Source organism: Streptomyces sp. JN8 (assembly GCF_055808075.1).
On sequence record NZ_CM147852.1, the window covers coordinates 210,116 to 235,159 of the forward strand.

At 73.2% G+C, this 25,044-nt stretch carries 25 protein-coding genes; 10 read left to right on the forward strand and 15 right to left on the reverse strand.

Annotated elements, in window-relative coordinates:
- Positions 1 to 3 precede the first annotated feature (3 nt).
- Positions 4 to 885 (reverse strand): carbon-nitrogen hydrolase family protein, encoded by an 882-nt coding sequence (locus ACY0MR_RS01035; protein ID WP_473558340.1) that lies wholly within the window; start codon positions 883 to 885, stop codon positions 4 to 6.
- 6 nt (positions 886 to 891) lie between these two features.
- Positions 892 to 2,394 carry an APC family permease gene (locus tag ACY0MR_RS01040; RefSeq protein ID WP_473558342.1) on the reverse strand — a complete coding sequence of 501 codons (1,503 nt, stop codon included), beginning with the start codon at positions 2,392 to 2,394 and terminating at the stop codon, positions 892 to 894.
- A gap of 119 nt (positions 2,395 to 2,513) precedes the next feature.
- Here ACY0MR_RS01040 and ACY0MR_RS01045 point away from each other — a divergent pair, with 119 nt between their 5' ends.
- Together ACY0MR_RS01045 and ACY0MR_RS01050 are read left to right on the forward strand one after the other, a co-directional pair.
- Positions 2,514 to 3,122, forward strand: coding sequence for a TetR/AcrR family transcriptional regulator (locus ACY0MR_RS01045; protein ID WP_473558345.1), 609 nt, complete (start codon positions 2,514 to 2,516; stop codon positions 3,120 to 3,122).
- 284 nt (positions 3,123 to 3,406) lie between these two features.
- Positions 3,407 to 4,582 carry a PP2C family protein-serine/threonine phosphatase gene (locus ACY0MR_RS01050; protein WP_473561642.1) on the forward strand — a complete coding sequence of 392 codons (1,176 nt, stop codon included), beginning with the start codon at positions 3,407 to 3,409 and terminating at the stop codon, positions 4,580 to 4,582.
- A 198-nt stretch (positions 4,583 to 4,780) separates the two neighbouring features.
- Here the strand turns inward: ACY0MR_RS01050 and ACY0MR_RS01055 are convergent, their stop codons facing one another.
- Positions 4,781 to 5,404: a class F sortase gene (locus ACY0MR_RS01055; RefSeq protein WP_473558347.1), complete on the reverse strand. Its 624-nt coding sequence runs from the start codon at positions 5,402 to 5,404 to the stop codon at positions 4,781 to 4,783.
- A gap of 55 nt (positions 5,405 to 5,459) precedes the next feature.
- Positions 5,460 to 6,176: a hypothetical protein gene (locus tag ACY0MR_RS01060; RefSeq protein ID WP_388800540.1), complete on the reverse strand. Its 717-nt coding sequence runs from the start codon at positions 6,174 to 6,176 to the stop codon at positions 5,460 to 5,462.
- Between the two features lie 393 nt (positions 6,177 to 6,569).
- Here ACY0MR_RS01060 and ACY0MR_RS01065 point away from each other — a divergent pair, with 393 nt between their 5' ends.
- The 6 genes from ACY0MR_RS01065 to ACY0MR_RS01090 all read left to right on the forward strand — a co-directional run bounded on the left by ACY0MR_RS01065 (position 6,570) and on the right by ACY0MR_RS01090 (position 11,521).
- Positions 6,570 to 7,766 carry a S8 family peptidase gene (locus ACY0MR_RS01065; protein WP_473558350.1) on the forward strand — a complete coding sequence of 399 codons (1,197 nt, stop codon included), beginning with the start codon at positions 6,570 to 6,572 and terminating at the stop codon, positions 7,764 to 7,766.
- A 161-nt stretch (positions 7,767 to 7,927) separates the two neighbouring features.
- A complete protein-coding gene (locus ACY0MR_RS01070; RefSeq protein WP_473558352.1) occupies positions 7,928 to 8,272 on the forward strand; it encodes a hypothetical protein in 345 nt (114 codons plus the stop codon).
- Between the two features lie 124 nt (positions 8,273 to 8,396).
- Complete coding sequence (locus tag ACY0MR_RS01075; protein WP_473558355.1) at positions 8,397 to 8,627, forward strand: hypervirulence associated TUDOR domain-containing protein; 231 nt, start codon at positions 8,397 to 8,399, stop codon at positions 8,625 to 8,627.
- A 189-nt stretch (positions 8,628 to 8,816) separates the two neighbouring features.
- Entirely contained in the window at positions 8,817 to 9,170 is a 354-nt protein-coding gene (locus ACY0MR_RS01080) for a hypothetical protein (RefSeq protein WP_473558357.1), read from the forward strand.
- A 100-nt stretch (positions 9,171 to 9,270) separates the two neighbouring features.
- On the forward strand, positions 9,271 to 10,179 hold the full coding sequence (locus ACY0MR_RS01085) for a S41 family peptidase (protein ID WP_473558359.1): 909 nt from the start codon (positions 9,271 to 9,273) through the stop codon (positions 10,177 to 10,179).
- 148 nt (positions 10,180 to 10,327) lie between these two features.
- Entirely contained in the window at positions 10,328 to 11,521 is a 1,194-nt protein-coding gene (locus tag ACY0MR_RS01090; RefSeq protein WP_473558362.1) for a hypothetical protein, read from the forward strand.
- 210 nt (positions 11,522 to 11,731) lie between these two features.
- Here ACY0MR_RS01090 and ACY0MR_RS01095 read toward each other — a convergent pair whose 3' ends face one another.
- From ACY0MR_RS01095 to ACY0MR_RS01115, 5 genes are all read right to left on the reverse strand, one after another.
- Positions 11,732 to 12,208, reverse strand: a complete 477-nt coding sequence (locus ACY0MR_RS01095) for a hypothetical protein (protein ID WP_473558365.1) — start codon at positions 12,206 to 12,208, stop codon at positions 11,732 to 11,734.
- Between the two features lie 42 nt (positions 12,209 to 12,250).
- Positions 12,251 to 12,811 (reverse strand): flavoprotein, encoded by a 561-nt coding sequence (locus ACY0MR_RS01100; RefSeq protein WP_388800516.1) that lies wholly within the window; start codon positions 12,809 to 12,811, stop codon positions 12,251 to 12,253.
- A gap of 12 nt (positions 12,812 to 12,823) precedes the next feature.
- Positions 12,824 to 14,713, reverse strand: a complete 1,890-nt coding sequence (locus ACY0MR_RS01105; RefSeq protein ID WP_473558368.1) for a CASTOR/POLLUX-related putative ion channel — start codon at positions 14,711 to 14,713, stop codon at positions 12,824 to 12,826.
- Positions 14,714 to 15,039: 326 nt separating this feature from the next.
- Entirely contained in the window at positions 15,040 to 16,248 is a 1,209-nt protein-coding gene (locus tag ACY0MR_RS01110) for a low temperature requirement protein A (protein WP_404080806.1), read from the reverse strand.
- A gap of 117 nt (positions 16,249 to 16,365) precedes the next feature.
- On the reverse strand, positions 16,366 to 17,220 hold the full coding sequence (locus ACY0MR_RS01115; protein ID WP_451061301.1) for a class I SAM-dependent methyltransferase: 855 nt from the start codon (positions 17,218 to 17,220) through the stop codon (positions 16,366 to 16,368).
- A gap of 869 nt (positions 17,221 to 18,089) precedes the next feature.
- On the opposite strand from ACY0MR_RS01115, the gene ACY0MR_RS01120 reads away from it, so the two are divergent.
- On the forward strand, positions 18,090 to 18,509 hold the full coding sequence (locus ACY0MR_RS01120; protein ID WP_473558371.1) for a TOBE domain-containing protein: 420 nt from the start codon (positions 18,090 to 18,092) through the stop codon (positions 18,507 to 18,509).
- 112 nt (positions 18,510 to 18,621) lie between these two features.
- Here the strand turns inward: ACY0MR_RS01120 and ACY0MR_RS01125 are convergent, their stop codons facing one another.
- The 4 genes from ACY0MR_RS01125 to ACY0MR_RS01140 all read right to left on the reverse strand — a co-directional run bounded on the left by ACY0MR_RS01125 (position 18,622) and on the right by ACY0MR_RS01140 (position 21,419).
- Positions 18,622 to 19,290 (reverse strand): pyridoxine/pyridoxamine 5'-phosphate oxidase, encoded by a 669-nt coding sequence (locus ACY0MR_RS01125; protein ID WP_473558374.1) that lies wholly within the window; start codon positions 19,288 to 19,290, stop codon positions 18,622 to 18,624.
- 220 nt (positions 19,291 to 19,510) lie between these two features.
- A complete protein-coding gene (gene modA, locus ACY0MR_RS01130) occupies positions 19,511 to 20,317 on the reverse strand; it encodes a molybdate ABC transporter substrate-binding protein (RefSeq protein ID WP_392864379.1) in 807 nt (268 codons plus the stop codon).
- Positions 20,318 to 20,410: 93 nt separating this feature from the next.
- Entirely contained in the window at positions 20,411 to 20,644 is a 234-nt protein-coding gene (locus ACY0MR_RS01135) for a hypothetical protein (protein ID WP_388800495.1), read from the reverse strand.
- Positions 20,645 to 21,020: 376 nt separating this feature from the next.
- Positions 21,021 to 21,419, reverse strand: a complete 399-nt coding sequence (locus ACY0MR_RS01140; protein WP_361848862.1) for a TOBE domain-containing protein — start codon at positions 21,417 to 21,419, stop codon at positions 21,021 to 21,023.
- Between the two features lie 392 nt (positions 21,420 to 21,811).
- Between ACY0MR_RS01140 and ACY0MR_RS01145 the strand changes: the two genes are divergently transcribed.
- Positions 21,812 to 22,513 (forward strand): M24 family metallopeptidase, encoded by a 702-nt coding sequence (locus tag ACY0MR_RS01145; protein ID WP_473558380.1) that lies wholly within the window; start codon positions 21,812 to 21,814, stop codon positions 22,511 to 22,513.
- A 207-nt stretch (positions 22,514 to 22,720) separates the two neighbouring features.
- On the opposite strand, the gene ACY0MR_RS01150 is transcribed toward ACY0MR_RS01145, so the two are convergent.
- Both ACY0MR_RS01150 and ACY0MR_RS01155 read right to left on the reverse strand, forming a co-directional pair.
- Positions 22,721 to 24,322 carry a prepilin-type N-terminal cleavage/methylation domain-containing protein gene (locus tag ACY0MR_RS01150; RefSeq protein ID WP_473558383.1) on the reverse strand — a complete coding sequence of 534 codons (1,602 nt, stop codon included), beginning with the start codon at positions 24,320 to 24,322 and terminating at the stop codon, positions 22,721 to 22,723.
- Positions 24,323 to 24,390: 68 nt separating this feature from the next.
- Positions 24,391 to 25,035 (reverse strand): hypothetical protein, encoded by a 645-nt coding sequence (locus ACY0MR_RS01155; RefSeq protein ID WP_473558386.1) that lies wholly within the window; start codon positions 25,033 to 25,035, stop codon positions 24,391 to 24,393.
- Positions 25,036 to 25,044 lie beyond the last annotated feature (9 nt).

Sequence of the window (25,044 nt, forward strand, 5' to 3'; positions counted from 1 at the left end):
CGACTAGACGGCCTCGTCCTTCAGCCAGTCGGGGGTCCGGAGCGTCCCGCCCTCGTACATGGGGAGCCTGATCGACTCCCCGTAGCGGGCGAGCTGGCTCCAGGGCCGGTTGATTCCGGCGGATCCGTAGCGGCGCACCCGGGTGACGGTGTCGAGGTCGAGCACGTCGACGAGGACCTCCTCGCCGGGGCCGGCCTGCTGACGGACGATGCCCTCCGGGTCGACGACGGTGCTGCCGCCGACCCCCGCCGGGTCGGCGGCGTTGACGTTGACGACGTACACCTGGTTGGTCCAGGCGTTGGCCCGGGCGCAGACGAGCTCCATCTCGCGGTCGCGGGTGGGGGTCAGCGTGGGCTGGACGACGACTTCGGCCCCGAGCCAGGCGAGCTGGCGGACGGTTTCCGGGAAGGAGCCGTCGTAGCAGATCGCGAGGCCCACCCGGCCGGCGCCGGGGATGTCGAAGACGGTGAAGCAGTCGCCGGGGGCGGCCTTCTCGTAGGGCTGCCAGGGGAAGACCTTGCGGTAGCGGGCGACGATCTCCCCCTCGGGAGACACGGCGAGGGCGGTGTTGTGGACGCGGCCGTCCTCGGCGCGCTCGTACAGGCTGCCCGGGACCAGCCAGAGGCCGGTCTCCTCGGCCAGGGCGCGGATCCGGTCGGTGAGCGGGCCCGGGATCGTGACGGCGGCGTGCTCCATCCAGCCCTCGGGCGCCGGGCCCAGCAGCGGACCCTCGGCGGCGAGCAGCAGCTCGGGGACGACGACGAGCTGGACGTGCGGGAAGGTGGCGCGGGTGGCGCGGACCTGCTCGGCGAAGCGTCGCCAGGTGGCCTCGGGGTCGTGGGGTACGGGAGTGGTCTGGAGGGCGGCGATGACGAGCGTGCGCATGGGGTGTCAGTCCTCGGTGGTGGCGGGTTCGGCGACCGTGGTGCGGCCGTCGCGGAAGAAGCGGTGGAAGCGGGTCCGGGCGATCAGCAGGGCCAGGACGCCGGTGGCCAGGGAGCCGGCGCCGAGGAGGAACACGCCGCCGATGCCGTGGAAGGACGTGCTGCCGTAGGCCGGGTCGTACATGTCGTGGACGCTGCGGGCGAAGGCGGCCAGCATCGCCAGCCCGCCGAGCACGGGCAGGACGCCGCGCAGCAGCAGGTCGCGCGGGGAGTCGAGCAGCCGCCTGCGGAAGTACCAGGCGCAGGCCAGCGCCGTGGTGCCGTAGTAGCAGGCGATGAGCAGACCGACGCAGAGGATGGCGTCGCCGAGGAAGTCGCGGGACAGGAGCGTGAGCAGCACGAGCAGGCAGGCCGTCGCCCCTCCGAAGAAGAGCGTGCCGAAGGAGGGGGTGCGGTGGCGGGGGTGGATGCGGGCGAAGGAGCGGGGCAGGGCGCCGTGCGCGGCCATGGACAGGGTGCTGCGCGAGGAGCCGACGAGGCAGGTGAGCAGGGCCGCGGTGGCCGACACGCACACGGCCAGTTCCATGGCCTTGGCCGGCGCGGTGCCGAGCACGGACGGGGCGAGGGTGGACAGGATGTCGGCGGCGTTGTCCGGGTTGCCCAGTCCGGTGCCCGTGGCCGCCGTTCCGGCGAAGCTGATCGCCGCGAAGGCGGTGAAGAGGTAGGTGCCCAGGAGCACCAGGGTGGAGATGACGGCGGCCTGGCCCGCGACGCGGTCGCCGTCGCGGGTCTCCTCGTTCGCGGTGATCAGCGCGTCCCAGCCCCAGTAGATGAACAGGCACAGCAGGACGGCCTCGGCGAAGGACCCGGGATCGGGGAACGCCAGGGGGTCGAGCCAGGCCAGGGACGGGGTCGCGGCGCCTTCGCGGAGGAAGGCGGCGGTGCCGAACCCGAGCAGGGCGGTCAGTTGCAGACCGAGCAGCACGTACTGGACGGAGGCCGCGAGGTGGAGTCCCCGGTGGGCGATCGCGGTGACGACGGCCAGCAGGGCCACGGCGGTGATCGTCACGGCGGTTCCGCCGGCGGCCGTCGCGGGCAGTCCGATCAGGTGGAGCAGGTAGGTGGCGCCGACCTGGGAGAGGGCCGTCATGGAGATGAGGGTCGCGACCTGGACCACCCAGCCGCCGGTGAGCCAGCCGGCCACGGGCCCGAAGGCGCGGGTGGTCCACACGAAGGTGGTACCGCAGTCGGGCATCTCGCGGTTCAGCTCACGGAAGGCGAAGGCGGTGAGCAGGATCGGGACGAAGCCCGTCAGCAGCGCGGCCGGGGCGAGGTCGCCGACGATCAGGGTCACGAAGCCGAGGGTGACGGCGATGCTGTAGGCCGGGGCGACCGAGGCGAGGCCGAGCGTGACGGCGGCCGCCAGGCCCACGGTGCCCTGCCGCAGGCCCTTGCCGACGGTGGCGGGCGGGGCGCCGGCTCTGGCCTCGGTGTCGATCGGGTTCGTCATGGTGGCTCCTGAGGGGCGCAGTTTTGTTAAACGCAGATTTAAGAAGTGGGAGTCCCGGCCGTCAAGACCCGGAGCACATCTGTTAAATTCGGCTGCAACACATCGGGAAGGGGGCCGGGATGGCGGCGAGGAAGGGCAGCGGCAAGGAGGCCCGTCGGGCCGAGCTGGGCAAGGCGGTGCAGCGCGCCCTGCTCGCCCGCGGTCTGGAGGGCCTACGGCTGCGCGACGTCGCCGAGGAGGCCGGGGTCACCCCCGCCGCGGTGCTCTACTACGGGGATCTCGACGCCCTGGTCCACGAGACGTACCAGCAGGCCATCGAGCGCTACAGCCACGAGCGGGAGCAGGCCGCGACGCGCTTCTCCGACGCCCGCGACCAGCTGCGGGCCTGCATCGCGGGCGGCGTCGCCGGCGGCCCCGACGACGCGCTGACCCGACTCCTCTTCGAGTACTGGCCGCGCTGCCTCCGCGACGCCCGGGCCGCCGCCCTCGACAGCGCCCTCACGGAACGCCAGATCGCCGTGTACTCGGGGGTCCTGGTCCTCGGCCGGGCCCAGGGGCACTTCGCGCTACAGGACCCGCCGCGGCTGCTCGCCGCGAGCTTCGTCGCCATGGAGGACGGCTACCAGATGGAGATCCTCGCAGGGCGACGGACCCGCGCCGAGGTGATCACGGCTCTGCACGCGTACGCGCGCGCCGTCACCGGCCACGACCCGGGCGACCGCGGCTGAGCGGGGACACGGACGGCGGCGGGGGCCTGGACGGCTCCTCCGCGCGCGTCACCCCGCGTGAGCACGCGCGCACCGGCACCGGCACCGGCCGGCGGACCCGGGCCCGCCCGCACCCGCGGCCCCCTGCCGGGCGGTCGCGTGGCCCTCGTGGCGCGGCCACGAACCGCGCCGGATCCGTCCGGCTCTTATCGTGGGACCAAGAGGCTTTGTCGAGCACTGGGCAGGCAGTCGTGGCGACGGTGGCGCAGATCGATTACGCGGCGGTGTTCCAGGCGCTGCCCGGCATGGTGGCCCTGCTGACGCCGGACCTGGCGTACGCGGACGTGAACGAGGAGTACGTACGCCTGTCCGGCCGCACCCGGGAGCAGCTGGTCGGCCGGTACCTGTTCGACGTCTTCCCCGACAACCCCGACGATCCGACCGCCACCGGCGCGCGGAACCTGGAGGCGTCGCTCCGGCGGGTGCTCGCCACCGGCGAGCGCGACACGATGGCGCTGCAACGCTACGACGTGGAGTCCGTCGACCGGCCCGGGGAGTGGGAGGAGCGGTACTGGAGCCCGGTGAACGCTCCGGTCGTCGGGTCGGACGGCCGGGTGGAGCTGCTGGTCCACCGGGTGGAGGAGGTGACCGAGCTGATGAGGGCCCGCGGCGGGCCGGAGGGTAGCCGGGCCCGCGTCCTGGAAGCGGAGCTGTACACCCGGGCCAGGGAGCTTCAGGAGGTCAACGACCGACTGCGCGAGGCCCATGCCCGCGAGCGCGAGGTGGCCCTCGCGCTGCAGGAGGCGATGCTCCCCGCGCCGGATCCGGTGGGCCACCACCGTGCGGCGGTGCGGTACCGGCCGGCGGTCGGCGCCCTCAACGTCTGCGGGGACTGGTACGACCTCGTCGACCTGCCCGGCGACCGGATCGGCGTCGCCGTGGGCGACGTCGTCGGGCACGGTCTGCGCGCCGCCTGCGTGATGGGGCTGCTCCGCAGCGCGCTGTCCGCCGCGTCCCGCGTGGCCGACGGCCCCGCCCAGGCCCTGGAGGTCCTCGGCCTGTACGCGCGCTCCATCGAGGGCGCCGAGAACACCACCGCCGTGGAGACCTGCGTCGACTGGGACACCCACACCCTGACGTACAGCAGCGCGGGGCACCTGCCGCCGGCCCTGCTCCGCGTGGACGGCACCGTCGAGTTCCTCGACCGGGCCACCGACCCGCCGCTCGGCGCCCGCCCCGAACACGTCCCCCGGCCCCAGTCCTCCGCCGCGTTCGCCGAGGGCGACACGCTCGTCCTCTACACCGACGGTCTGATCGAGCGCCGCCGCGAGGACATCGACGTCGGTCTCGGCCGTCTGGCCGACGCCCTCACCCGGCACCGGGCGGCGGATCCCGAACGTCTCGCCGACGCCCTCCTGCTGGAACTGCTCCCGGCGGGCGGCGCCACCGACGACACCGCGCTGGTCATCCTGCGCCTCTGACACGCCGCGGCGGGAGCCGGGCGGCGCGGGGTCGGAAGGGCAGGTGATCGGGTGGTACGGGCCCGGCGGTGGTACGCACCCGCCCGCCGCCCGAACGCGGCCCAGCCCCACCCGGGGGTGTCCCCACCGACACACGTCGGGGACGGAATCCGGGAGGGGCTGCTCCGCGCTCCGGCCGGAGCGCGGGACACACCTTGCTCAGGTGGCCTGCTTCTGCACCGCGGTCAGGTGGGCGAAGACGATGACGTTGGCCGCGTAGCCGTGGCGCTTGTCGAAGCGGCCGCCGCACGTGATGAGCCGGAGTTCCGGACGGCCGGTGGACCCGTACACCTTGCGGTCGGGGAAGGCCTCCTTGGCATACGTGTTCACCTCGTCCACGGTGAACACGGCGGCCCGGTGGTTGGCGCGGGTGATCGTCACGGTGTCGCCTCGACGCAGCGCCTTGAGGTTGAGGAAGAGGGCGGGCCCGGTGAGGGTGTCACGATGCCCGACGAGGACGGCCGTTCCGGCTTCGCCGGGAGACGGGCCCGTCTGGTGCCAGCCCGCCGTCATCGGCTTGCTCAGCGGTGGTGCGCCCAGCCGGCCCTGCCCGTCGAGGCGAAGGCCCGTGACGGGTGCCTCGATGAACAGGGCGGGAACGGCGACCTTGACCGGCTTCGAGCGCGGCAGCGGCTCGTGCACGGCCGGTCGGGCCGGCGGTGTGCCGCCGCCCGCGGCATCGTCCGCGCGGACGGCGACGGCCGGGGGGCCGAGTTCCTCGGTCGAGTCCGAGCAGGCCGACACGAGGCCCGCCAGCGACGCGAACGTCACCGAGAGGGTCATCGTGAGCCGGCACGCTCGACTCGGCCCCCGCCGCCGTGTGCGTCGGCGGTACTGACTAGGCCTTGTCGCGGGCACGGCGGACCGCGGACCGGCGGGCCACGACCAGCGCCGCGACACCCACCGCACCGGCGGTCAGCGCGGCGGCCGTGCCGAAGGACGAGTCCTCCTCGGCGCTGAGCGTCTCCAGGTCCGGGACACCGCCGCCGCCGGCCGGGACGGCGCCCGACGGCTGCTGGTAGCCGGAACCGGAGTTGCTGCCGGATCCGTTGTCGCTGCCGGATCCGCCGTTGATCTCCGCGGCGGGGCTGCCGCTCGGGCGGGCCGGGCGGTTGGGACCGCCCTGACCCGCGGCGCGGCCGTCACAGTCGATCTTGAAGGTCCTGTTCTTGGGGCCGGACGGTACCGTCCACACGAGCTGGTACGTGCCCTCCGGGAGGAGGTAACGCTCGCTGCGGGCGGCGCCGTTGACGAGGGGCAGCGTGCTGACGAGCGTGTCGCCGGGCGGCACGGTCGGGGGCTGCTCGGTGATCGTCCAGGGCACCGCCGGGAAGGACTCGAAGTTGCTCGCGACGAGGGTGAAGGCGCAGACCTCGACACCGTCCTGGCCGCGCGAATGCCAGCCCGCGGAACGGACGTTGAGGTCGCCGCTGTCGCCGGGGGCGGCGTAGGCGGCCGGGGCGCCGACGAGGGCGACGCCGGCGATGGCGGTCGCCGCGGCCGCGGTGGCGCCGGCGCGGATGCCGGTCTGACGGAGGGTGCTGGACAGAGTCACGAGGAACTCCTTCTAGGCGAGATGATTGTCATACTGGTGAGACGCCGCTCATCAGATGGCACCGAACGGCGATTTCACGGGAGGCCGCCGCGCGAATCGCGGGGGAACCACCTGACTGGCTCACAAGGGGTCGGAACCGACCCCTCCCGCCGAGGATTCGGGCGGTCGATTCGAGGGGTCGAGCAGGTGGCCGCGGCGAGATCCGAGCAGGTGACGCGCCTGCGCCGCGATCCGACTGCCCGTCAGGCCGGACGGTCGGATCCCGCCCCCCGGCCCGTTCGGGTCCGCCGCCACCGCTTCGGCGGACGGCATTGCGGTGACTCTTCCGGCATCCGCCTGAATCGCGACGAAAGTCCTAGCCACTGATCGTTCGCGCGTGATGCGCTCGACGACGTGAACACACGTACCAGACTCGCTCTCGCGAGCGCCTTCGTGACCGCCCTGGCCCTCGCCGCCCCGACGGCGACGGCGGCCCCGTCCCCCGCGGCCCCCGACCCGACCCCCGCGCCGCTGACCACCGCCGCGAACGCGGTGCCCGGCCAGTACATCGTGACGCTCGACACGACCGTGGACGCGGCGGACGCCGCGAAGAAGCTGGGCCTGGCGCCCACGTTCGTCTACGACAAGGCCATCAACGGGTTCGCGGCGCCGCTCACCGCGGTGCAGCTCGACACGGTCAGGAAGACGCCGGGTGTGGCGTCGGTCGAAGAGGACGCCGTCGTCCTCACGCCGCCCCGTCCGACCGCGTCGACCGCCCCCCGCAGCCCGGCCGCCAGCTGGGGCCTGGACCGCATCGACCAGTGGAAGCTGCCGCTCGACAACGACTTCACCACGCGGGGCAACGGTTCCGGCGTGACCGCCTACATCCTCGACACCGGCATCGACTTCGCCCACGCCGAGTTCGGCGGCCGGGCCGTCGCCGGCTTCGACGCGATGGGTGACGGGCGCGCCGGCCAGGACTGCAACGGCCATGGCACCCATGTCGCGGGCACCGTCGCCGGAAACACCTACGGAGTCGCCCGCAAGGCCGGTCTGGTCAGCGTCCGCGTGCTCGGCTGCGACGGCCGCGGCGCGTACTCGGGCATGATCGCCGGACTCGACTGGGTCGCCAAGAACGCCCGCCACCCGGCCGTGCTGAACGGCTCGTTGGGCGGGGCCAGGTCCACGGCCCTCAACAACGCCGCCACCGCCCTGGCGTCCGCCGGGGTCCTGCCCGTCATCGCCGCGGGCAACGACGCCCAGGACGCCTGCAACGTCTCGCCCGCCTCGGCGACGGGCGTGGTCACCGTCGCGGCCTCCAACCGGTGGGACGAGGAGACGTCCTTCTCCAACCACGGCCGGTGCGTCGAGATCTTCGCGCCCGGCCAGGACATCGTGTCGGCGAAGCTGGGCGGCGGGTCCGTCGCACTGAACGGCACCTCCATGGCGGCCCCGCACGTCGCCGGTGTCGTCGCCCTCTACAAGGCGGAGCACCCGACGGCCGACCCCGCCGAGGTCGCGCAGTGGCTCGACGGCAACTCCACCAAGGGCCTTCTGAACAAGCTCAGCACCAACACGCCCAACAAGCTCCTCTACACCGGCGGCCTGTAGTCCCGGCCTCCCGCAGGCATCGGCACGTCCAGCGCGACGGCGCCCGGACCCCGGTCACCACCAGGGGTACGGGCGCCGTCGCCGCTGCACGAGGACGGGCGCGCCACTCCCCCGCCGCGGCGCCGCCTCGCGCGGCGGCGTCCGTCTGCCAGGCTGGAACGGTGACCGCCGACGAACCACCCCCCGCCCTGACCCCCGACGGACGGTATGTCGTCATCAAGGGCAGACGCTGGCGGGCCACGGACCCCGCCATCCCCGAGGACGTCGCCGCCCGGCTCCGCTCCCACCTCATGACCGCGCGTCGCGGCGTGGCCGCTGCCCTGCGCGCCCAGGACTCCGAGGCCGAACGCGCCGCCCGGGACCGGGTGCACACGGCGAAGGTCGCCCTCGGCGAACGCGGCACGCCCTGGTGGGACGAGTCGACCCGGGCCCGCCGCACCCGCTGGACCCGCGGCCTGGAGACCCTCGACGGGGCATCGGACCCGGACGACACGAGCGAGGAATGAGCACGGAACGCCCTCGCCCCGGGCGCATCGCTCCCGCGCGGCCGACGTGCGGGCTCGGTCCGGGGCAGGGACAGTGGCGAGGCAGGCGCCGAAAGCCGGAGCCGACGCGACGGAAGCAGCGGTGATGACGAAGAAGAAGCTGTCCCCCGGAGACGATGTCACCTGGTCGAGCCATGGCCAGAGGGTCGAAGGCACGGTGAAGAAGAAGATCGACGAACGCACGAAGGCCGCCGGCCGCACGGTGGACGCCTCCGCCGAGGGTCCGCAGTACGAGGTGGAGAGCGACAAGACCGGCAAGACCGCGGTCCACAAGCCGGAATCCCTCCGCAAGAGGGGGCGCGGCGGCAGTCGGTGAGCGTCCCGCCCGTCTCGGCCGGGCGCGGCCGGAACGGGCCCACTCGCCGAACCTCGACCGACCCGAGGACACGTTCACCTCGGAAGACGTCGAAATCCCGTGGCCGCCCCGCTCGCCCTGCCGGTATCGTCCGGTCTCTCCCAGCGGACCGCCGACCCCGCGGTCCACGTCCCGAAAGCGATGCGGAAGATGACCAGCCGGAATGCGACGACGACCCTGTGGCGCCCTACCGGGCCCGAGGAGCTGGAGCTGGTTCGCGGGCTCAACCGGCGTGCCTGGCCGCCCCGTCTGCCCGAGCAGCCGATCTTCTACCCCGTCCTGAACGAGGACTACGCGATCAGGATCGCGCGGGACTGGAACGTGAAGCACAGCGGCGCCGGCTTCGTCACACGTTTCGAGGTCGAGTCGCACTTCCTGAGCAGGTATCCCGTCCAGCAGGCCGGCGGGCGGACGATCCTGGAGCTGTGGGTTCCGGCCGTGGAGCTGGACGACTTCAACGCCCACATCGTCGGCGAGATCCAGGTGACCCATGAGTTCCACTGAGGCACGACGGCCGGTCACGGGAGACGGCGGACGATCATGAGCACCGGGCGCCTCGAAAGTCATTGACCAGCCCGAGAGAGCGGTGCTCTACTCCCTTCCCGTGACTACCTCGACAACCCTCTCACCGGCGCCGGTCATCGACGAGACGGCCAGGCTGGTGGCCGAGCACTACGTCTTCCCCGAGACAGCCGACCAGGTCGCCGACCTGCTGCGGCGGCGCCTTGCGGAAGGCGCCTACGACGCCGGGGGCGCGGAGGAACTCGCCCGTCTGGTGACCGCGGACCTGCAGTCCGTGAACGCCGACCGGCACCTGCGGCTCAAGCACCACGCGGAGCCGGTGTCGCCGGAGCAGGGGGCGGCGACCCTGGCCGCCATGCGCCGGGACTTCGACGCGTCGCTGGGCGGTGCGCCCCGGGTGCAGCTGCTCGACGGAGGAGTGGCCGTACTGGAACTGGGGCCGATGCTGTTCCCCCTGGACTGGGCGGCCGAGCCGCTGGCCGCGGCGCTCACCCTGGTGTCCCGCGCCCCGTCGCTGGTCATCGACCTCCGCGGCAACCGCGGCGGGGACCCCGACTCGGTCGCCTTCGTCTGCAGCTACCTCCTGGACCGGCGCACCCACCTCAACACCATGCACTGGCGGCACAGGGAGGACGGTGAGCAGTCCTGGAGCCTGCCGCACGTCCCCGGCGCCCGCTTCGGCGGAAGCAAGCCGCTGTACGTACTGACGAGCGGCAGCACCTTCTCCGCAGCCGAGGAACTCGCGTACGACCTCCAGCAGCTCGGCCGGGCCACGATCGTCGGCGAACCCACCCTCGGCGGTGCACACCCGTGCAAGGGCTGGACGGTGCACCCGCACCTGGAGGCCACCATCCCCGTCGGTCGCGCCGTCAACCCCGTCTCGCGGGCGAACTGGGAGGGCACCGGCGTACAGCCGGACGTCCCGTGCGCCGCCACCGACGCCCTCGAAACGGCGCACGCGCTGGCGCGCGCCGCGACGACGGGGGCGTAGCCCCACGCCGACCGGCCTTCGGCGGCGGGCCGTGGCACGGGCGCCGTCGGTCTCGTGGGTGATCGGCGTCGGATCGACGGGGTACCCCTACCCTCGCTCGGGTCACGGACCATACTGGTCGGGCCCTGATCGCCCACCGAACGGTTCCATGGACAAGAACAGCACTTCATCGACCACCGTCCCCGACACCGCCTGGCTCGGGCGTGGGCGTCACCTCGGGCCGGAGCCCGAGCGGGACGTCCGGCGCAACCTGCTCGCCCTCAAGGCGGCCCGGGTGATCGACGACTTCCTGGACCTCGATCCCGTCGAGGCGGCACGGTCCACCGACCTGTACCCCCGGGACGAGACCGCCGATCCCGGCCCGTCGGCCCGTCGGGTCTTCGAGGCCCGCTGGCGTGTCGCCGACGAGGTCACCGTGCGCGCACAGCTGACCACGTTCGATCCCGAGTCGCGCCGCGCGAAGGGCGAGGGCGTCGGCTGGGTTCTCGCCGCCGAGGCCGAGCGGGCGTGGGAGCCGGGCTGGCCCTCGCCGGCCACCGTCTTCTGGCCCGACAGCGACCAGGTCCCCTGGGACCACGAGACGCTGCCGGACGTGCGCCTGCGGACGGCGAACCACCTGCCGAAGGACGACGACGACCTGCGTCGTCTGCTGCGGGCCTGCACCCGGCAGAGCTGGGCCGTCCACGTGGTGATCCACGAGGCGATGACGCCGGACGCCCTGGGGCGCCGGCCGATCACGGCGTTCCTGCCGCCCAGCCTGCGGCACCGGGTGGTCGAGCACCGGGCCACGCCGGACCAGGCGCTCATCGCCGACTTCGTGATGAAGCGTGAACTGGGTGTGGGCATCCCGCGCGGCGGCGCCGTCGTCCTGCCGCCGACACCGCGGCTGTTCGACTACGACGGGGAGCACTTCACGGTCCCCAACGTCTTCCTGGACGGCACGGAACCCACCGTGCTCCTGGCCAGGATCCAGGAGTTGGCGGCACTCCCCCGGCCTCTGCCCCCCGAGGCCGAGCAGGCTCTGACGCGGTTGCGCCAGGGATGGCACCTCCTCACGCCCGACGAGGAGCTCGCCCACGCCCGGGCCATGGTCACCCGGTACGCCAAGGCCCTCGAAGCCATGACGGCCTCCTGCGACCTGTACCGCGAAGCCGCCGAGTCGGCGCTGGAGGCCCTCGCCGACGCGTCCCGCGGTGGCGGCGCCCCCCGGCCCGCGTCGCCGACGACGTCCAAGGACGACCCGTCGCCGTGGAAGGCCCTCACCAAGTCGCTCTCCCGCCTCCGCGGCCCGGCCCCCGCGGAGCCGGAACCGGAGGCCCCGCAGCGTCCGCACGGAGAGTGAGAGCGAGGGGGCGCTCTCACCGCCTCGGGCTCGGGGCGTCTCCTCGGCCGTGAACGCCGGAGCTGCCCGCGACGCCCGGCGCGCGTCTTCGCTCCGCGCGGGGGCGCCGCCGGGCCGCGGTCCCAGCACCCGTCCGGGCAGCCCGTCGCGAGGCGGCGGGCCGGTCACCGGGAGGCCGGGGCACTGGCGGCCGGGGCACTGGGAGCCGGGTCACGAAGGCCACGCGACAGCCCCGTCGCGCGCGACCAGCGGTTCCGCCCGGCTCGACTCGTGGAACCGGATCCAACCCAGCTCGACACCGCCGTCGGGGCCCCGGTGGCCGTCGGCGGCCCTGTCCGCGAGCCAGCCGAGCAGCTCACCGGTGAGGTCGAACTCGTCCGGGTGGATCTCCTGCCGGCTCGTCAGAGCCCACGTCCCCGCTCCCGTCCGTTCCCGGCGGAGGAGACCGGAGACGAGAGGGCCCCGCACCTTGTACCCCGCGCCGTGACGACCGAGCAGGGGCTGGGGATCGTCCTCGACGACAGGTACGCCGTCGTCGCCGACGTGGACGTTCGGGAACGCGGTCACGATGCCGAGGGTCTCCGGCCGGGGGCCGAGCCCGAGGTGCCATCGAAGCTCGGCGAGCTCGTCCTCGGACAACTCGTCGCGCAGATCCAGCGTGATCATGAGTTCGAAGATGTCAGCCATGGTCGTACACGCTAGCGCCGACGGCTCCTGTCGGGTCGGCCGTCACCTGGCCCGGTCGCCGCGGTCCGGGTCGTACGCCTCTGCCGTGACGACGCGGAGCGCCGTCTCCCAGGGGAAGACCACGGGGGTACCCGGCTGGTTCGGCAGGAACCCGCCCTCGCCGTAGAGGACGGTCACTCCGGCCTCGCGGAGGGTCTCCACCGATCGCTCGAAGGCGGGATGCTGTACGTAGTCGGAGTTCGCGCACGGCATGGTCACGAGGGGGATCCGCCGCCCCAGGCTCTCGGACAGGACGCCGACGACGAACTTCTCGGTGAGGCCCAGCGCCCACTGGTTGAGCGTGTTGAAGGTGGCCGGCGCGAGGAGGACGGCGTCCGCCTGGGGCCATACGTCGGGCCGTCCGGGCAACTCGTAGTCCCAGCGGACGGGATGGCCGGTCAGGACGGCGAGGCCGTCGAGGGAGGCGCCGAGCCAGCGGGCGGCGGTGGGGGTGAGACCGAGGCAGACGTCCCAACCGTCGGCCTGCGCGTCCTCGATGGCATGGGCGATGTCGAAGACGGGCGGGGCGGCGGAGCTGAACAGGTACAAGGTCCGATTACGCATGCTCACATCCGATCACATGCGATCACCTCTCGTGGGCTGGAGGGTTGCGGACGCGGTGACGACGATGAGGACGTCCTCGGGCGTCCAGCACCGCACGGCCGTCTTCGGCGGGTTCAGGAGCGGGATCCGGGAGTCGCCGGGGCGGTACCCGAGGGCCGTGGCGCCCTGGAGTCCGGCCGCCTCGACGAGCGCCGCGAAGGACGCCTCGGTCCCGGCCGGGACGTAGTCGGTGGCGGGCCGGAGCCGGACCGCGTTGCCCACCGGGGAGAAGAGTTCGTCGAAGGCCGCCGCGAGTTCCGCCGTCTGCGAGACCTGGGACATCAGCAGACCGACGAGCCTCCCTCCGACCACGAGGTCCGTGTGCGGGCCGGCCGGGGCGAGGGGCTGGTGCCGGGCGTCGGTGAGTTCGGCGACCGTCGGGCTCCGGTGGCCCGACTCCCGTTCCGCGGCGCGGAGCCGGAGGAGGGTGACCAGGGTGTACTCGTCGGGGTCGAGGTGACCGTCGGGACCGCCGAGGACGAGGAGCCGACGGGACGGGTCGGGGGCGGGGAACGTCGTCTGGCGCACCGCCTCCCATCCGTTGCGCGCGAGACCGTCGACGACGTCGGGGCCCCGCCGGTTCCAGCCGAGGACGAGGACGCGGCGGGCGGGGGTGCGGTCGTCCGGTGAGGGCGCGGGCGGAGCGCACGCGGGTCGTGGGAGGGGGGTCGCCGGGGGTGTGGTCCAGGTCGGTGGCGTGTCGTCCTGGGCGAGGACGACGACGGCGTCTCCGGGGCCGAGCGCCCTGCGCGGCGGCGGGTTGAGGAGCGGCGAGCCGTCCGGGCGCACCAGGCCCACGACGCAGGCGTCCGCGCAGGCCGCCCTCAGCTCGGCGAAGGTCCGGCCGACGAGCCCGGGCACGCGGTGGACGTGCAGCTCGGCGCCGGCGAAGTCGAGCAGGTCCTCCAGGACACGGGAGAGTCCGGGCTCGACGAGGCACTGGACGAGGATCCGGGCCGTGATGCCGTCGACGTCGAGGACGACGGCGCCGGGTCCCGCGGCGAGCCGGGCCGTGGCGACGTGCCGGGTCTGCCGGACGGCGGCCACGACCCGTACGGCCCGGGCGTCGCCGACCACGGCCCGCAGCGCGAGCAGGGTCTTGACGACCTGGGTGTCGGCCTCGGGGGTGTCCGGCGGCAGCACCACGACCGCCGCGGCGGCCGCCGGGCTGACCCGGGCGAGGGCCGCCGGGTCGGCGGGGCGGCCCCGGCGGCAGAGCAGCCGGACGCGTCGGCCTCCGGCGGCGACGAGCAGGGGTCTCAACTCCCGTTCCATGTCGAGCTTGTCGCGGTCGGCGAGGACGACGACCGCGCTGCTGCGCCGCTGTGCGTGGGCGGCGAGCAGCTCGGCGACGAGCGTCGGGGTCTGTTCCGACCAGCCGAGGACCAGCGAGTGACCGCGCTCGACGACCGTCGACTGCCCGCGCTGGAGCTCGGTCAGCCGGTCGGTGATCGCCGTGGTGACGAGGCCGACGAGGGTGGAGACGTAGAGGAGGGAGACGAGGGCCAGCAGGACGGAGAGGACGATCCGCAGCGGCGGGCCGACCTCGCCGCCGAGCCGGAGGGTCTGGCCGACCGTCCGCCAGACGGTCTCCACCTTCCCCTGGAGGGTGTCGGGCGAGCGGCTGTCGGTCCAGACGAGGAGGGCGCTCGCGGGGGCGACCACGGCCAGGCAGGCCAGCGCGAGCCAGCCCGCGACGGCGGTCATGCCCTTCACGACGGTCCGGTCGACCCAGTACCGGGTGCGGTCGCGCAGCAGGGGCACGGTCCGGTGACCGGTCGGGCCCGGGGCGGGTGGGGCGGGGATCTCCGCTCCGGGGGACGGCCGCTGGGACGGGACCCTGTGGTCGAGCTCTTTGCGCACGTCAGCAGGGTGACGGCGGCGGCGGGGAGAAACGCCGTCAACGGGCGCTGTTCATCCTTTCGGGCAGGCGGCCGGGAGTCAGGCGTTCGACGCGCGGGCCCCGTCGCGCTCCCCGCACGCCCGGTGCCCGGCAGGAGTACGGGTGCGCCCCGCGTCCCGGCGCGCGCCGCCGGGCCCACCCCGTGCTCCGGCACGGAACCGCCGGCGACCGGCGGCCGTCTGAGCCGACGGCCCGGGCCGGAGCGACGGCACCGGCACCGGCACCGCCGGCGCGGGGCGGCACGACAACGGCCCGGCGGACGCGAGGCCTTCGGCGTCGATTCCGCTCAGACGCGCCGGTCCGAGACAGGAGCGTGCGCGATGCGTCTGTCGTAGAACCAGGGCCAGCGGGCCACCACCACCAGGATCCACACGAGTGCGCCCGGATGTCCGTCGCTCGTGACGGAGGCCAGGACGACCGGTGCGACGACGATGGGGACGCCGACCGCCAGGGTCCACCGGAGTCCGCGCCCCGACAGAGCCCCGCCGAGGAGGCCCACCGCCAGGAACACGGCGATGCTGCCGCACATCAGCCAGCGCACCTTCGCCGGCAGCGGTCCCTCGGCGTGTTCCATGGCTCCGCCGAGGGACGCGGCCAGCGCGGCGAGCGCGCCGGTGGCCACGCAGTGGAGCGGGAGCGCGAAGCGCGGGGCGAGCACCCCGAAGCCGAGCAGGGGCACGCCGCACGAGCGGCGGACCGCGAGCGCCCAGAGGGCGAGGAGAAGGACGAAGGAGCCCACGGCCAGGGTGCCCAGCCGACCGTCCCACTCGGCCTCCGAGGCGGCCTCGACCGCGAGGGCCACGCTCTCGCCGATGACGATGAGGGTGAACAGCCCGAGCCGCTCGTCGAGGTGCCTGGGGTCGAAGCGGGCGGCCACGGGCCGCGTCCGCGACGGGCGCTCGCGCCTCCCGTGCCGGTCCTGCCACTCCTCCGTGGCCCGGTTCAGGAGCCGGTTGCGCGACAGGACGAAGGTGAGCCCCAGGTCGATGGCGAGACCGGCGGCCCACAACCAGTAGCGGGTCGGGGTCTCCGCCCACAGGGAGACGAGCCAGGGCAGGACGCCCACCGTGAGTTGCGCGGTCGGCCAGTCGACGACGACCTCGCCGCGGGCCTGCCAGACCCTTGACGCGAGGAAGCGCACCAGGACGTAGGCGAGCGCGAAGGCCCGTCCGTGGTCGGACTCGATCCCGGGCACGGCCGCGGCCATGACGGCCAGCCCGAACATGCCGAGGAGGATGGTCCGGGTGTGCGCCTTGCTCGCGGCGACGTTCCCGTAGGTGGTGAAGCACATCCAGGCGGTCCAGAACGCCAGGAACAGCAGGCAGTAGAGCCCCAGGTCGCCCCGGTCCGGATCGTCGTGCAGGAGGTGGGCCAGCTGGGCGATGCCGGCGACGGCGACCAGGTCGAAGAACAGCTCGAGCCAGGAGGCGTGGCGCTCCGACTCGGCGGTCGTCTCGGCGGGCGTCGCGGCGGAGCCCTCGGGATCGGAAGACATACTCGTGTGATCGGCCGGAGAGGGGGCTTCCTTCAGGCCGGATCGCGGCCGCGTGCCACGCGGCCGTCCGCGGTCGTGGAGGTCTCCTCGGACGCCCGGAGGGGGGTGGACCGGCGGTCACCCTTCCGGAGTCGACCCGATGACGACGAGGGAGCCCTGGTACGTCGGGCGGTCGCGCAGGTGGCCGTGGCGTTCGTCCCAGGCGCCCGAGGCCAGGTCGCGGCGGAGGGTGCGGTCGAAGTGCTCGCGGGCCGTGTCGTCGACGAAGCTCCAGGCGGAGCACGCCTGCCGGGCGACGGGGTCGAGGAGCATCTCGGGGCGGCCGTAGTACGCCTCGTTGAAGTCGTCGGTGCAGTCGAGCGGGATCGGGACGGCCTCGACGGTGACGGTTCCGCCGAGGGCGGCCGCGATCCGGTCGACGGACGGGTGCCTGCGGGCCTCGGTGTCGAGGACGGCGGGTGCGTACGCGTACAGCCAGAAGTCGCGGACGAGCGCGGGATCGCAGGTGAGGACGACGACGGGGCCGCTGGTCACGCGGCGCGTCTCCCGCAGGCCGGCCGTGACGTCGCTCCACTGGTGGACGCTGAAGAGCGTCATGGCGGCGTCGAAGGTGCCGTCCGCGAAGGGGAGCTCCTCGGCGACGGCGTTCACGGCCGGTACGCGCCCGTCCGGGCGCCGGGCCCGCATGGCGGCCGACGGCTCGACGGCGGTGACGATGCCGCCGATGTTCTCGTAGGAGCCGGTGCCGGCGCCGACGTTGAGGACGGTACGGGCGTCGCCCAGGGTTCGGGCGACGAACCGGGCGATGCGCCCGTCCGGGCGGCGGCGGTCGCCGGACCGACCGGGAACCCCGGAGTGGTCCACGTGGCCGGAGTCGAGGGCGGCACGGCCGGAGCCGACGGCGCTGTGGTCGGTGTCCACGGCGCTGTGGTCGGTGTCGACGGCCATAATGTCGTCGGTACGTGTCGTCATCTGTCCGACCTCGCCTCGTGAGCAGGAGTTACGGATACGGCGGGAGGCACGGGACCGCCCCGGGCGGTGCGTTCGGGATGCCCGGGACACCACCCTCGCTCCTCCATCTTGCAGCTGCGAGGTTATGCGCACAACGCATTCACAGATGCCTGGATGATCACCCGTACAGGCCTGCGTCTGTGGCTCGGAGATGTCGACGTCTCTCACCGAGGGCCCGGCTCGTACGAGGAACTCGACGGGGCCCGGAAGGACCGGAGGGGACACTCGGGGGCGCGGGCCGCCCGGCCCGGCCGCACGGTGCGGACTCCGGGACGGGCGCCGACCAAAGGGCCCCTGCGTGCGGAACACCGCGAACAACACGCAGGGCCCTTCCGGTCGATCGCCGAGCGCGGCGAGAGCCACTCCTCCGCCTCGGCTGCGACGCGACACAGTCAAGCAGCCACCGCGCGGTGAGGGCGATTGGATCCGGCCACAGAAATCGGTCCTCCCGGCCGGGATCCTCACGGTCGATCATCCAACCGGTCCCTGCGGGACGTTCGACCCCGATTCCTTGCAGCTGCGGCGGAATTCGGAGGCGTGGCCGCGCACCTGATCCAACAGATAGGGCGAGCAAGGGAGATTGACTCACGAGTAATCGTCGGAGAATCCGGAATGCCCGCCGAGTCGACGACGTATCCGCAGGTCAGTGAATCCTCCCGGGCCGCTGTCACAGCTTTCGCAGATCTGCCGAATCAGCAAGCAGAATACGCCCGTTCGACTGGTGGATGAGACGTGTCAAACCGCGCTCCATTCCCTTTCCGGTAGCGTCGGCGACGAAGCAGGTCACAAACGTGACTTCTGCGATTCTCCAGCTCTGTGAGGCGTGTTCCATGACCCTGTCCATCCGTAACCAGCTCCCCGGCACCGTCACCTCCGTCACCACCGGGGAGGCCATGGCCTCGGTGAGGGTGCGTCTGGCCGGCGGTCAGGACATCACCGCCGCGATCACCGCGGACGCCGTCAAGGATCTGGGGCTGGCCGAGGGCACCGCCGTGAAGGCCCTGGTGAAGTCGACCGAGGTCGCCCTGGCGACGGGGCCGGTCGAGGGGCTGTCGATCCGCAACCAGCTCGCGGGCTCCGTCACCGAGGTGGCCACCGGTGCCGCCATGGGCTCGGTGAAGGTCTCCGTCGAGGGCGGCGAGCTGACCGCCGCGATCACCAAGGACGCCGTCGAGGACCTCGGCCTGGCGGCCGGCACCTCCGTCGTTGCGCTGATCAAGTCCACGGAGATCTCGCTCTCCGCCGCCTGATCGACGCCTCACTCACGCCTCACCGACCCGCATCGGCTCGCACCGGCGCGCCGGTGAGGACGCGGCAGCCGGCGACCGTCCGGCGCCCTGCGGGTGGGACCGCCGGGGCGGTTCACGACCAGAGGCGTCGCCGCTGCCAGCCGGTGGACTCCCGCTCGTACCGGAGACGGACGTGGACGCGGTCGGCGGCCGCCTGCCAGAACTCCACCGTGTCCGGCACGACGGTGTACAGGGTCCAGGCGGGGTCGACGAGTTCCGGCTCGGCTTCGACCCGGGCCAGGCTCCTCTCCAGGGCACGCTCGCGCGCTTCGGGGTCCGCGAGGTAGCGGCTCTGGCTGCCCAGGAGGGCTTCGGCCCGCGCGACCGGCCCGCGGGCGAGGAAGTCGGCGGCCGAGCGCTCCGGCGCGTCGGGGACAACCCTGCCGCGGACCCGGACCTGACGCCCGAACTCCGCCCAGTAGAAGGTGAGTGCGGCCCGCGGGACGGCCGTGAGCTGCACGCCCTTGGGGCTGGCGGCGTGCGCGGCGAACTGGAAGCCCGCGGAGTCCGCGTTCTTGAGGATCAGGACGCGGGCGTCGGGGTCCCCGGCCTCGTCGACCGTGGCCAGGGTCATGGCGTGCGGGTCGGGGACGGCGGCGTCCACCGCTTCGGTGAGCCAGGTCAGGAACAGCTCGGAGGGCTCGGCCGGCGCCGTCTCCGGCTCGAACACGGGCAGCGGGCGGGCGAAGACCTCGATGCCGCGCAGCCAGTCGCGCACGGTCGAGGGGCCGGTCTCCGGCACGGGCGGTTCTCCCTCGGGGACGGAGCGGAACGTTCGCGGTCCCGGCGGCAGTGGCGGCCGGGGGGCAGGATGCGCCACGGTGGCGCGGATCGTCGCGGGCGTTGCGCCCCGCCCTGGGAGGAGGCATCGGCCGCGGGTGTCGCACCGCCCCATGACGATGTGGACGGGCTGCCCGGTCCCCCGGGCCGGGCAGCCCCTCCACGTGCGCGCATCCCGAGGGTTACGGCTTCTGGAAGCCGGCGTCCTGCAGGATCTTCTGCCCCTCGGGCGAGGACAGCCAGGCCACGAACGCCTCGGCGGCCTCGGCGTTCTTCGAGTCCTTCAAGGTGGCGGCCGGGTACTTCGCGACGGCGTTCTGGTCGTCGGGGATCTCGACGGCGTCGACCTTGTCGGCCGCGCTGGCGGCGTCGGTCTTGTAGACGAGGCCCGCGTCGGCCTCGCCGAGCTCGACCTTGCTCAGGACGGCGCGCACGTTGGGCTCCTGGGAGACCGGCTTCACCGTGATGCTCTGCTTGTCGAGGATCTGCTTGCTGTACTTGCCGGCCGGAACCTCGGGGGCGGCGAGGACGACCTTCAGCTTGGTGTCGGCGAGGTCCTTGAGGTCGTCGACCTTGAAGGGGTTGCCCTCGCCGGTGGCGATCACGAGGCGGTTCGTGGCGATGATCGCCGGGGCGCTCGTGTCGGCCTTCACCTTGTCCATGCTCTTGGTGTCGGCGGTGACCAGGACGTCGGCGGGAGAGCCCTGCGAGACCTGGGCGACCAGCTCCTGCGAGCCGGCGAAGGAGAACGTCAGCCTGGTGCCGGGGTGGGCCTTCTCGTACGCGGCGCCCGCGGTCTTGAAGACGTCGGTGAGGGACGCGGCGGCGAGGACCGTGAGGTTCGCGGCGGGCGCGGCGGCGGAGCCGGAGGCGGTCGAGCCGTTGGCGTCCTTCTTCGTCTCGTCGTTGCCGCAGGCGGCGAGCGGGACGAGGAGGGCGGCGGTCAGTACGGCGGCAGCGGTCCGGCGTCTGGTCGGGGTGAGGGTCATGAGGGTCGGGACTCCTTGGAGAGGAAGGGGAAACGGGTGAACAGACCGGCCGCGCCGACGGCCGAGGTGTGGTGCGTCCTGCGTGAGGGGTGGTCAGGTGCGTTCGTCGTGCACGCTGGTCGACTTCACGCGGGCGGTGGCCTGCATGCCGACTTCCAGTCCCCGCTGCTCCATGGCCGGGATCGCCGTGAGCGACGTCCCGTCGCTCACGCGCCGGCCTCTCTCGCCGCGGTGGTTCGCGACGCGGCCGACGTCGGTCGGGCGTCGCGCCGTGTCCGGCCCGATGCCGAGAAGGAGGGCGGCCCGCCCGATCGTGTGGGACTGCATATGCGACACCGTAGGCGGCTTTGGATCTCACTTGCAACAACGTCGTGGGACCCTCCATCGCGGATGCGAGATCACTTAGAGGAACCGACAAGCGTGCCGGACGGAGCGTTCGTCGCCCGAGCGGGTCGGGGGCACGGCGGACGTCGGCGTCGCCTCCGGCCACGGTACGTGCACGCGTGGTGGTCGTCTCCGCCGACGGCGGGCAGGTCCACGGGGCTGCGGGCTGCCGCCTTCGGACGGCCGGGAAGGCCTGCGGGCTGCCGCTCCCGGACAGCCGGGAAGGCCTGCGTACCTCACGCCTCCGAGGTGGGGAACCGCTCTGGCCGTGTGTTCAATCCGGGTCGAGTCGTGTCGTGTCGTGTCGTGTCGTGTCGTGTCAGGGCAGGTCGATGTGCACGCTGGTCGACTTCACCCGGGCCGTCACCGTGACCCCGACGTCGAGCGCGAGATCCTCGACCGCCTCGCGGGTCACCAGCGAGACCAGCCGGTGCGGCCCCGCCTGCACCTCGACCTGGGCCGCCACGTCGTCGACCCGCACGCCGGTCACGATGCCCACGAAGGAGTTCCGCACCGACGTGGGCACGTCGCCCTCAGGTACGGCGTGCAGCCCGGCACCGCGCTCCTGCGCGAAGCGGGCGAGGGCCACGCCTTCGATCACCCGCCGGCCGGCACCGTCCCGCTCCATGCCGAGCTTGCCGCCGTCCGCCCATCGGCGGACGGTCTCCGAACTCACTCCGAGCAACCGCGCGGCCTGCCCGATGCTGTACGACGCCACACCCGCACTCTAGGCCACACCCGCACCCTCACGTCACGGCGTACGAGCCCCAGGTCGCGGCCGCCGAAGGGCGACGCGCGGCACCCGCGGACGGCACGGGGCGCCTCACGTCCCGCGACCCGCCCCGGACATCGCCCTACCGTCCGTCCTCGTACGACCACCCAGCGCAGCGCCCCGCGTCGGGCCGAGCACTGGATGATCCACCGGTGATGCCGCGCCGGGGCCCGCTGTTAGGTTCGGCCGCGTGCTCAGGGCTCCCCCTTCGCGCCGGTCGATCTCTCCTCGCGCTTCGGGCCCGCTCCGCCGCGCCGTGACCGGTGCGGACGGCCCCCGGGCGTCGACGGGCCCGGCGACAGAGCGGCACGGGCATGGGCTGACAGCGAGGACGCACGATGACGACGTTGGACCGGATGGACATGGGGCTGCGGGCCCTGCGCCTGATCGAAGGCCAGCGCATGGCGCAGCACCTGTACGGCGAGGTGATCGCCACGCAGGTGATCAGGCCCGGACGCAGCGAGGAGGAGGTCGACAACCGGATCGCCCTGATCGCCCGGGAGCTCTTCGGCGTACGGGCGGGCCTCGTCGGCCGCAGGTTCGTCCGCTCGGGCCCGAACACCGTGGTCGGCGGAGGATGGCCGGGGCGGGTCATCGGCCCGCAGGACCTGGTCGTGCTGGACTTCGAGCCGCTGCTGGCGCCGTACGAGACGGGATTCGCCCGGACCGTCGCCCTCGGCGACGACCTCTCGGGCCGTCGCCTCCTGGACGATCTCGCCGTCGTGGCCGCCGGCGCCCGTGCCGCCTTCCGGGCCGACGGCTCCCTCACCGGTCGCGAGCTCCACGCGCGGGTACGCGACCTGGCGGCCGGGGCCGGACGGCGGATGGGCTCGTGGCACTGCGGCCGACTGACCGGTACGGCGCCGGCCGGGTATGCGGAGGCGATGCGGCGGGAGTCCTTCATCGGTCACGACAACGATCTGCCCCTGCGTCGCACGCTGGAGGAGGGGTGGCGGGCCCACTGGATCCTCCAGGTCTCCCTGGTCGACGAGTGCGGCGGCCGGGCGGCCGTCCACGCGGAACTGCTCGACCTCGCCTGAACCGACCGACCACGGCCGGCCCGAGGAACCTCGGGCCGGCCGTGGTCTTTCCGCCGCCCTTACGTCGTCACGTCGCCACGACTTCACGACTTCACACCGGTCACGTCGCCTTCGGCGTGACCGGCATGACCGGCGATGCGCGTCGGTGCTCCTGCCCGGTCGGTCACCCGCCCCTGCGGGAGGGTGACCGACCGGTCCGGTACGGCCCTAGTCGGAGCTCGGCCGGAACACGGCGACCGACCCGTTGGCCTGATCGACCGCGTACACCTTCGCCTTCGCGTTGTTCACGGCCAGCATGCCGAACAGACGTGACCCGAGCGGGGGTTGGGTCAGGAGTGTGGTGCCGTCGGCCACGCCGAGCCCGCCCGGAGAGCTCACGCCCCCCGGTGTGTCGGTCTTGAGCTGGGCGACGAAGATCCTGTTGAGGTTCCTCGCGACGGCCATCTTGCGCGCCGCGTTCCCGCCGCCCGACACCTGACAGACCGGCGCCAGCCCGGCGGCCTCCGTACCGACGACGCGGCTGATGCGCCCCGCGGAGGTGCCGCACTGGGGGTTCCCGCCTCCCACGCTGGAGAAGACGTAGACGGCCCCTGCCGCGGCGTTGTAGACGGCGGAGACGGGAGAGCTCGCGACGCCTCCCGGGTCGTCGATCGGGGTGGAACTGCCGTCGCGCGGGTCGATGACGATGGTCGTGGCCACGGACTTCCACGATCCCGTGGGGTTCTGCGGGTCCGGGACGCACCGCCTGGCGAGGAGGTAGACGAGGTTCCTGTTCGGATCGACGACGGCGCTCCCGCGGACGGAGGTGTTCACGAGGACGTTGCCGGCGTTGGTGCCGCAGCCCGACTTCGTCGGGAAGCGCGACACGAGCCGGGCCTGGTGGGTCTGCGACGAGATGGCGAAGAGTCCGATGCTCGCATCGAGGCCCTCTCCCGTACCCAGGTTGCTCTTGGCGAGGTACACCGCGTGGCGCTCGGGGTCGAAGGAGAAGTCCATGCCGTTGCCCGCGCTGACGAGTCCCGCCGCCGGCAGGGGTATCGCCGTCGCCGTGGTGCCGCCGGACGGGATGTAGGCGACGACCGGACTGGCCAGCGAGCCGCCGCCGACGTAGACGTCGCCGTTCTCCGGGGAGACCGCCAGGCCGTTGACGCCGGCGTCGAATCCGCCGACCTTGGTGACGAGGTTGCCCTTGACGGTGTCGATGACCGCGACGCCGCCGGCACCTCCGACGTAGACCTTCCCCGTGGCCGGGGCGACCGCGATCCGGGTCGGGCTCGTCACCGCGCTGGAGACGTCGATCGGGGAACCGACGGGTTCGTCGGTCCTGCCGTCGATCACGGTCACGGTCCCGCTGGTGCTGCCGCCGGAGGCCACGTACACGCGGTCGGCCTTCTCGTCGACCGCGAGGTCGGTCGGGTTCGCGGCCACCGGGATCGCGTCCTTGCCGGTCTTCGTCGGCGCGGTGTCGTACAGGGTGAACGACGACTTCGCGCCGCGACCGCACTTGTTCTCCTCGCCGACGGCGATCGCGTTGTAGACCGGATCGCCGGAGATCAGCCCGTCGCCCTTCAGGTCGTCGACGGTCCCGTAGTGCCCGTGGCGGGCGCAGTAGGACTCCTGCGCCGTGCGCAGGGTGGCCGCGTCGGCCGCGACCGCGCTGCTCCGGCCCTTGTCCCCGATGCCCCTGACGGAGAACACCACGATGGCGGCGAGGATGCCCAGGATCACGATGACCACGAGCAACTCGACGAGAGTGAATCCGTCCTCGCGTCTGACGCGCGAGGAGAGCGGGCGATGGTCCGATGTCATGAGAGTCGGGGCTTCTTCCGTTCGATGGGTCACGTTCCGCCCGAGCACACGCGCGAGCCCTCGCCGCGTCACGGCGCCGCCCGCTGCACGGGCTCGGCGTCCTTCGGTCCCGGCAGGTCCGGGCAGGCGACGCCGTCGCCGTCGGGGTCGAGGCGGTTCGGGTCGGCCGGCGCGAAGCGGAGGACGGCCTGCGCATCCGCCTGGCGGGCGAAGTCGGCGCAGTCGTACGCGTCGTTGGCGTAGCGCAGGAAGTAGCGGGCGTCGAACTCCCGCCGCGGTTGCGGGCACAGCGCGCTGCGGCTGTCGTCCGGGCCGCAGGTGAACCGCTGGGCGATGCGGGCGACCGGTTCGGTGTCGCGCGGCTCCGGCAGTCCGCGGCACGCGACGCCGCCTCCGTCGTCGAGGTGGTTCGGGTCGCGCGGGTCGGTCCGCAGCACCGCCTGGGCGTCCGCCTGGCTGGCGAACACGGCGCACTCGAAGGCGTCGCCGTGGGCGGCGTACTCCTTCGCGTCGAACACCTCGTTGTTCGGGCAGAGCGCGGTACGCGGGGTGCCCGGCGTGCACCATTCCCTTTCGGGGCCCCGGGCCCGGGCGCCCGGGTCCGAGCCGCCCCGCGCGAACACCACGACGGCGACCGCCACCGCGACCACCACGAGGGCCGCCGCGGCCCACCTGACCGCGCGCGGGCGCGACGGTCCCTTCACCTCTGCCATGACACGCCT

Bases quoted from the DNA above. Each gene is read 5' to 3' on its own strand.
- ACY0MR_RS01035 (WP_473558340.1), bottom strand. From the start codon at position 885: ATGCGCACGCTCGTCATCGCCGCCCTCCAGACCACTCCCGTACCCCAC.
- ACY0MR_RS01040 (WP_473558342.1), bottom strand. From the start codon at position 2,394: ATGACGAACCCGATCGACACCGAGGCCAGAGCCGGCGCCCCGCCCGCC.
- ACY0MR_RS01045 (WP_473558345.1), top strand. From the start codon at position 2,514: ATGGCGGCGAGGAAGGGCAGCGGCAAGGAGGCCCGTCGGGCCGAGCTG.
- ACY0MR_RS01050 (WP_473561642.1), top strand. From the start codon at position 3,407: ATGGTGGCCCTGCTGACGCCGGACCTGGCGTACGCGGACGTGAACGAG.
- ACY0MR_RS01055 (WP_473558347.1), bottom strand. From the start codon at position 5,404: ATGACCCTCTCGGTGACGTTCGCGTCGCTGGCGGGCCTCGTGTCGGCC.
- ACY0MR_RS01075 (WP_473558355.1), top strand. From the start codon at position 8,397: ATGACGAAGAAGAAGCTGTCCCCCGGAGACGATGTCACCTGGTCGAGC.
- ACY0MR_RS01080 (WP_473558357.1), top strand. From the start codon at position 8,817: ATGACCAGCCGGAATGCGACGACGACCCTGTGGCGCCCTACCGGGCCC.
- ACY0MR_RS01090 (WP_473558362.1), top strand. From the start codon at position 10,328: ATGGACAAGAACAGCACTTCATCGACCACCGTCCCCGACACCGCCTGG.
- ACY0MR_RS01095 (WP_473558365.1), bottom strand. From the start codon at position 12,208: ATGGCTGACATCTTCGAACTCATGATCACGCTGGATCTGCGCGACGAG.
- ACY0MR_RS01100 (WP_388800516.1), bottom strand. From the start codon at position 12,811: ATGCGTAATCGGACCTTGTACCTGTTCAGCTCCGCCGCCCCGCCCGTC.
- ACY0MR_RS01110 (WP_404080806.1), bottom strand. From the start codon at position 16,248: ATGTCTTCCGATCCCGAGGGCTCCGCCGCGACGCCCGCCGAGACGACC.
- ACY0MR_RS01115 (WP_451061301.1), bottom strand. From the start codon at position 17,220: ATGACGACACGTACCGACGACATTATGGCCGTCGACACCGACCACAGC.
- ACY0MR_RS01120 (WP_473558371.1), top strand. From the start codon at position 18,090: ATGACCCTGTCCATCCGTAACCAGCTCCCCGGCACCGTCACCTCCGTC.
- modA (WP_392864379.1), bottom strand. From the start codon at position 20,317: ATGACCCTCACCCCGACCAGACGCCGGACCGCTGCCGCCGTACTGACC.
- ACY0MR_RS01135 (WP_388800495.1), bottom strand. From the start codon at position 20,644: ATGCAGTCCCACACGATCGGGCGGGCCGCCCTCCTTCTCGGCATCGGG.
- ACY0MR_RS01145 (WP_473558380.1), top strand. From the start codon at position 21,812: ATGACGACGTTGGACCGGATGGACATGGGGCTGCGGGCCCTGCGCCTG.
- ACY0MR_RS01150 (WP_473558383.1), bottom strand. From the start codon at position 24,322: ATGACATCGGACCATCGCCCGCTCTCCTCGCGCGTCAGACGCGAGGAC.
- ACY0MR_RS01155 (WP_473558386.1), bottom strand. From the start codon at position 25,035: ATGGCAGAGGTGAAGGGACCGTCGCGCCCGCGCGCGGTCAGGTGGGCC.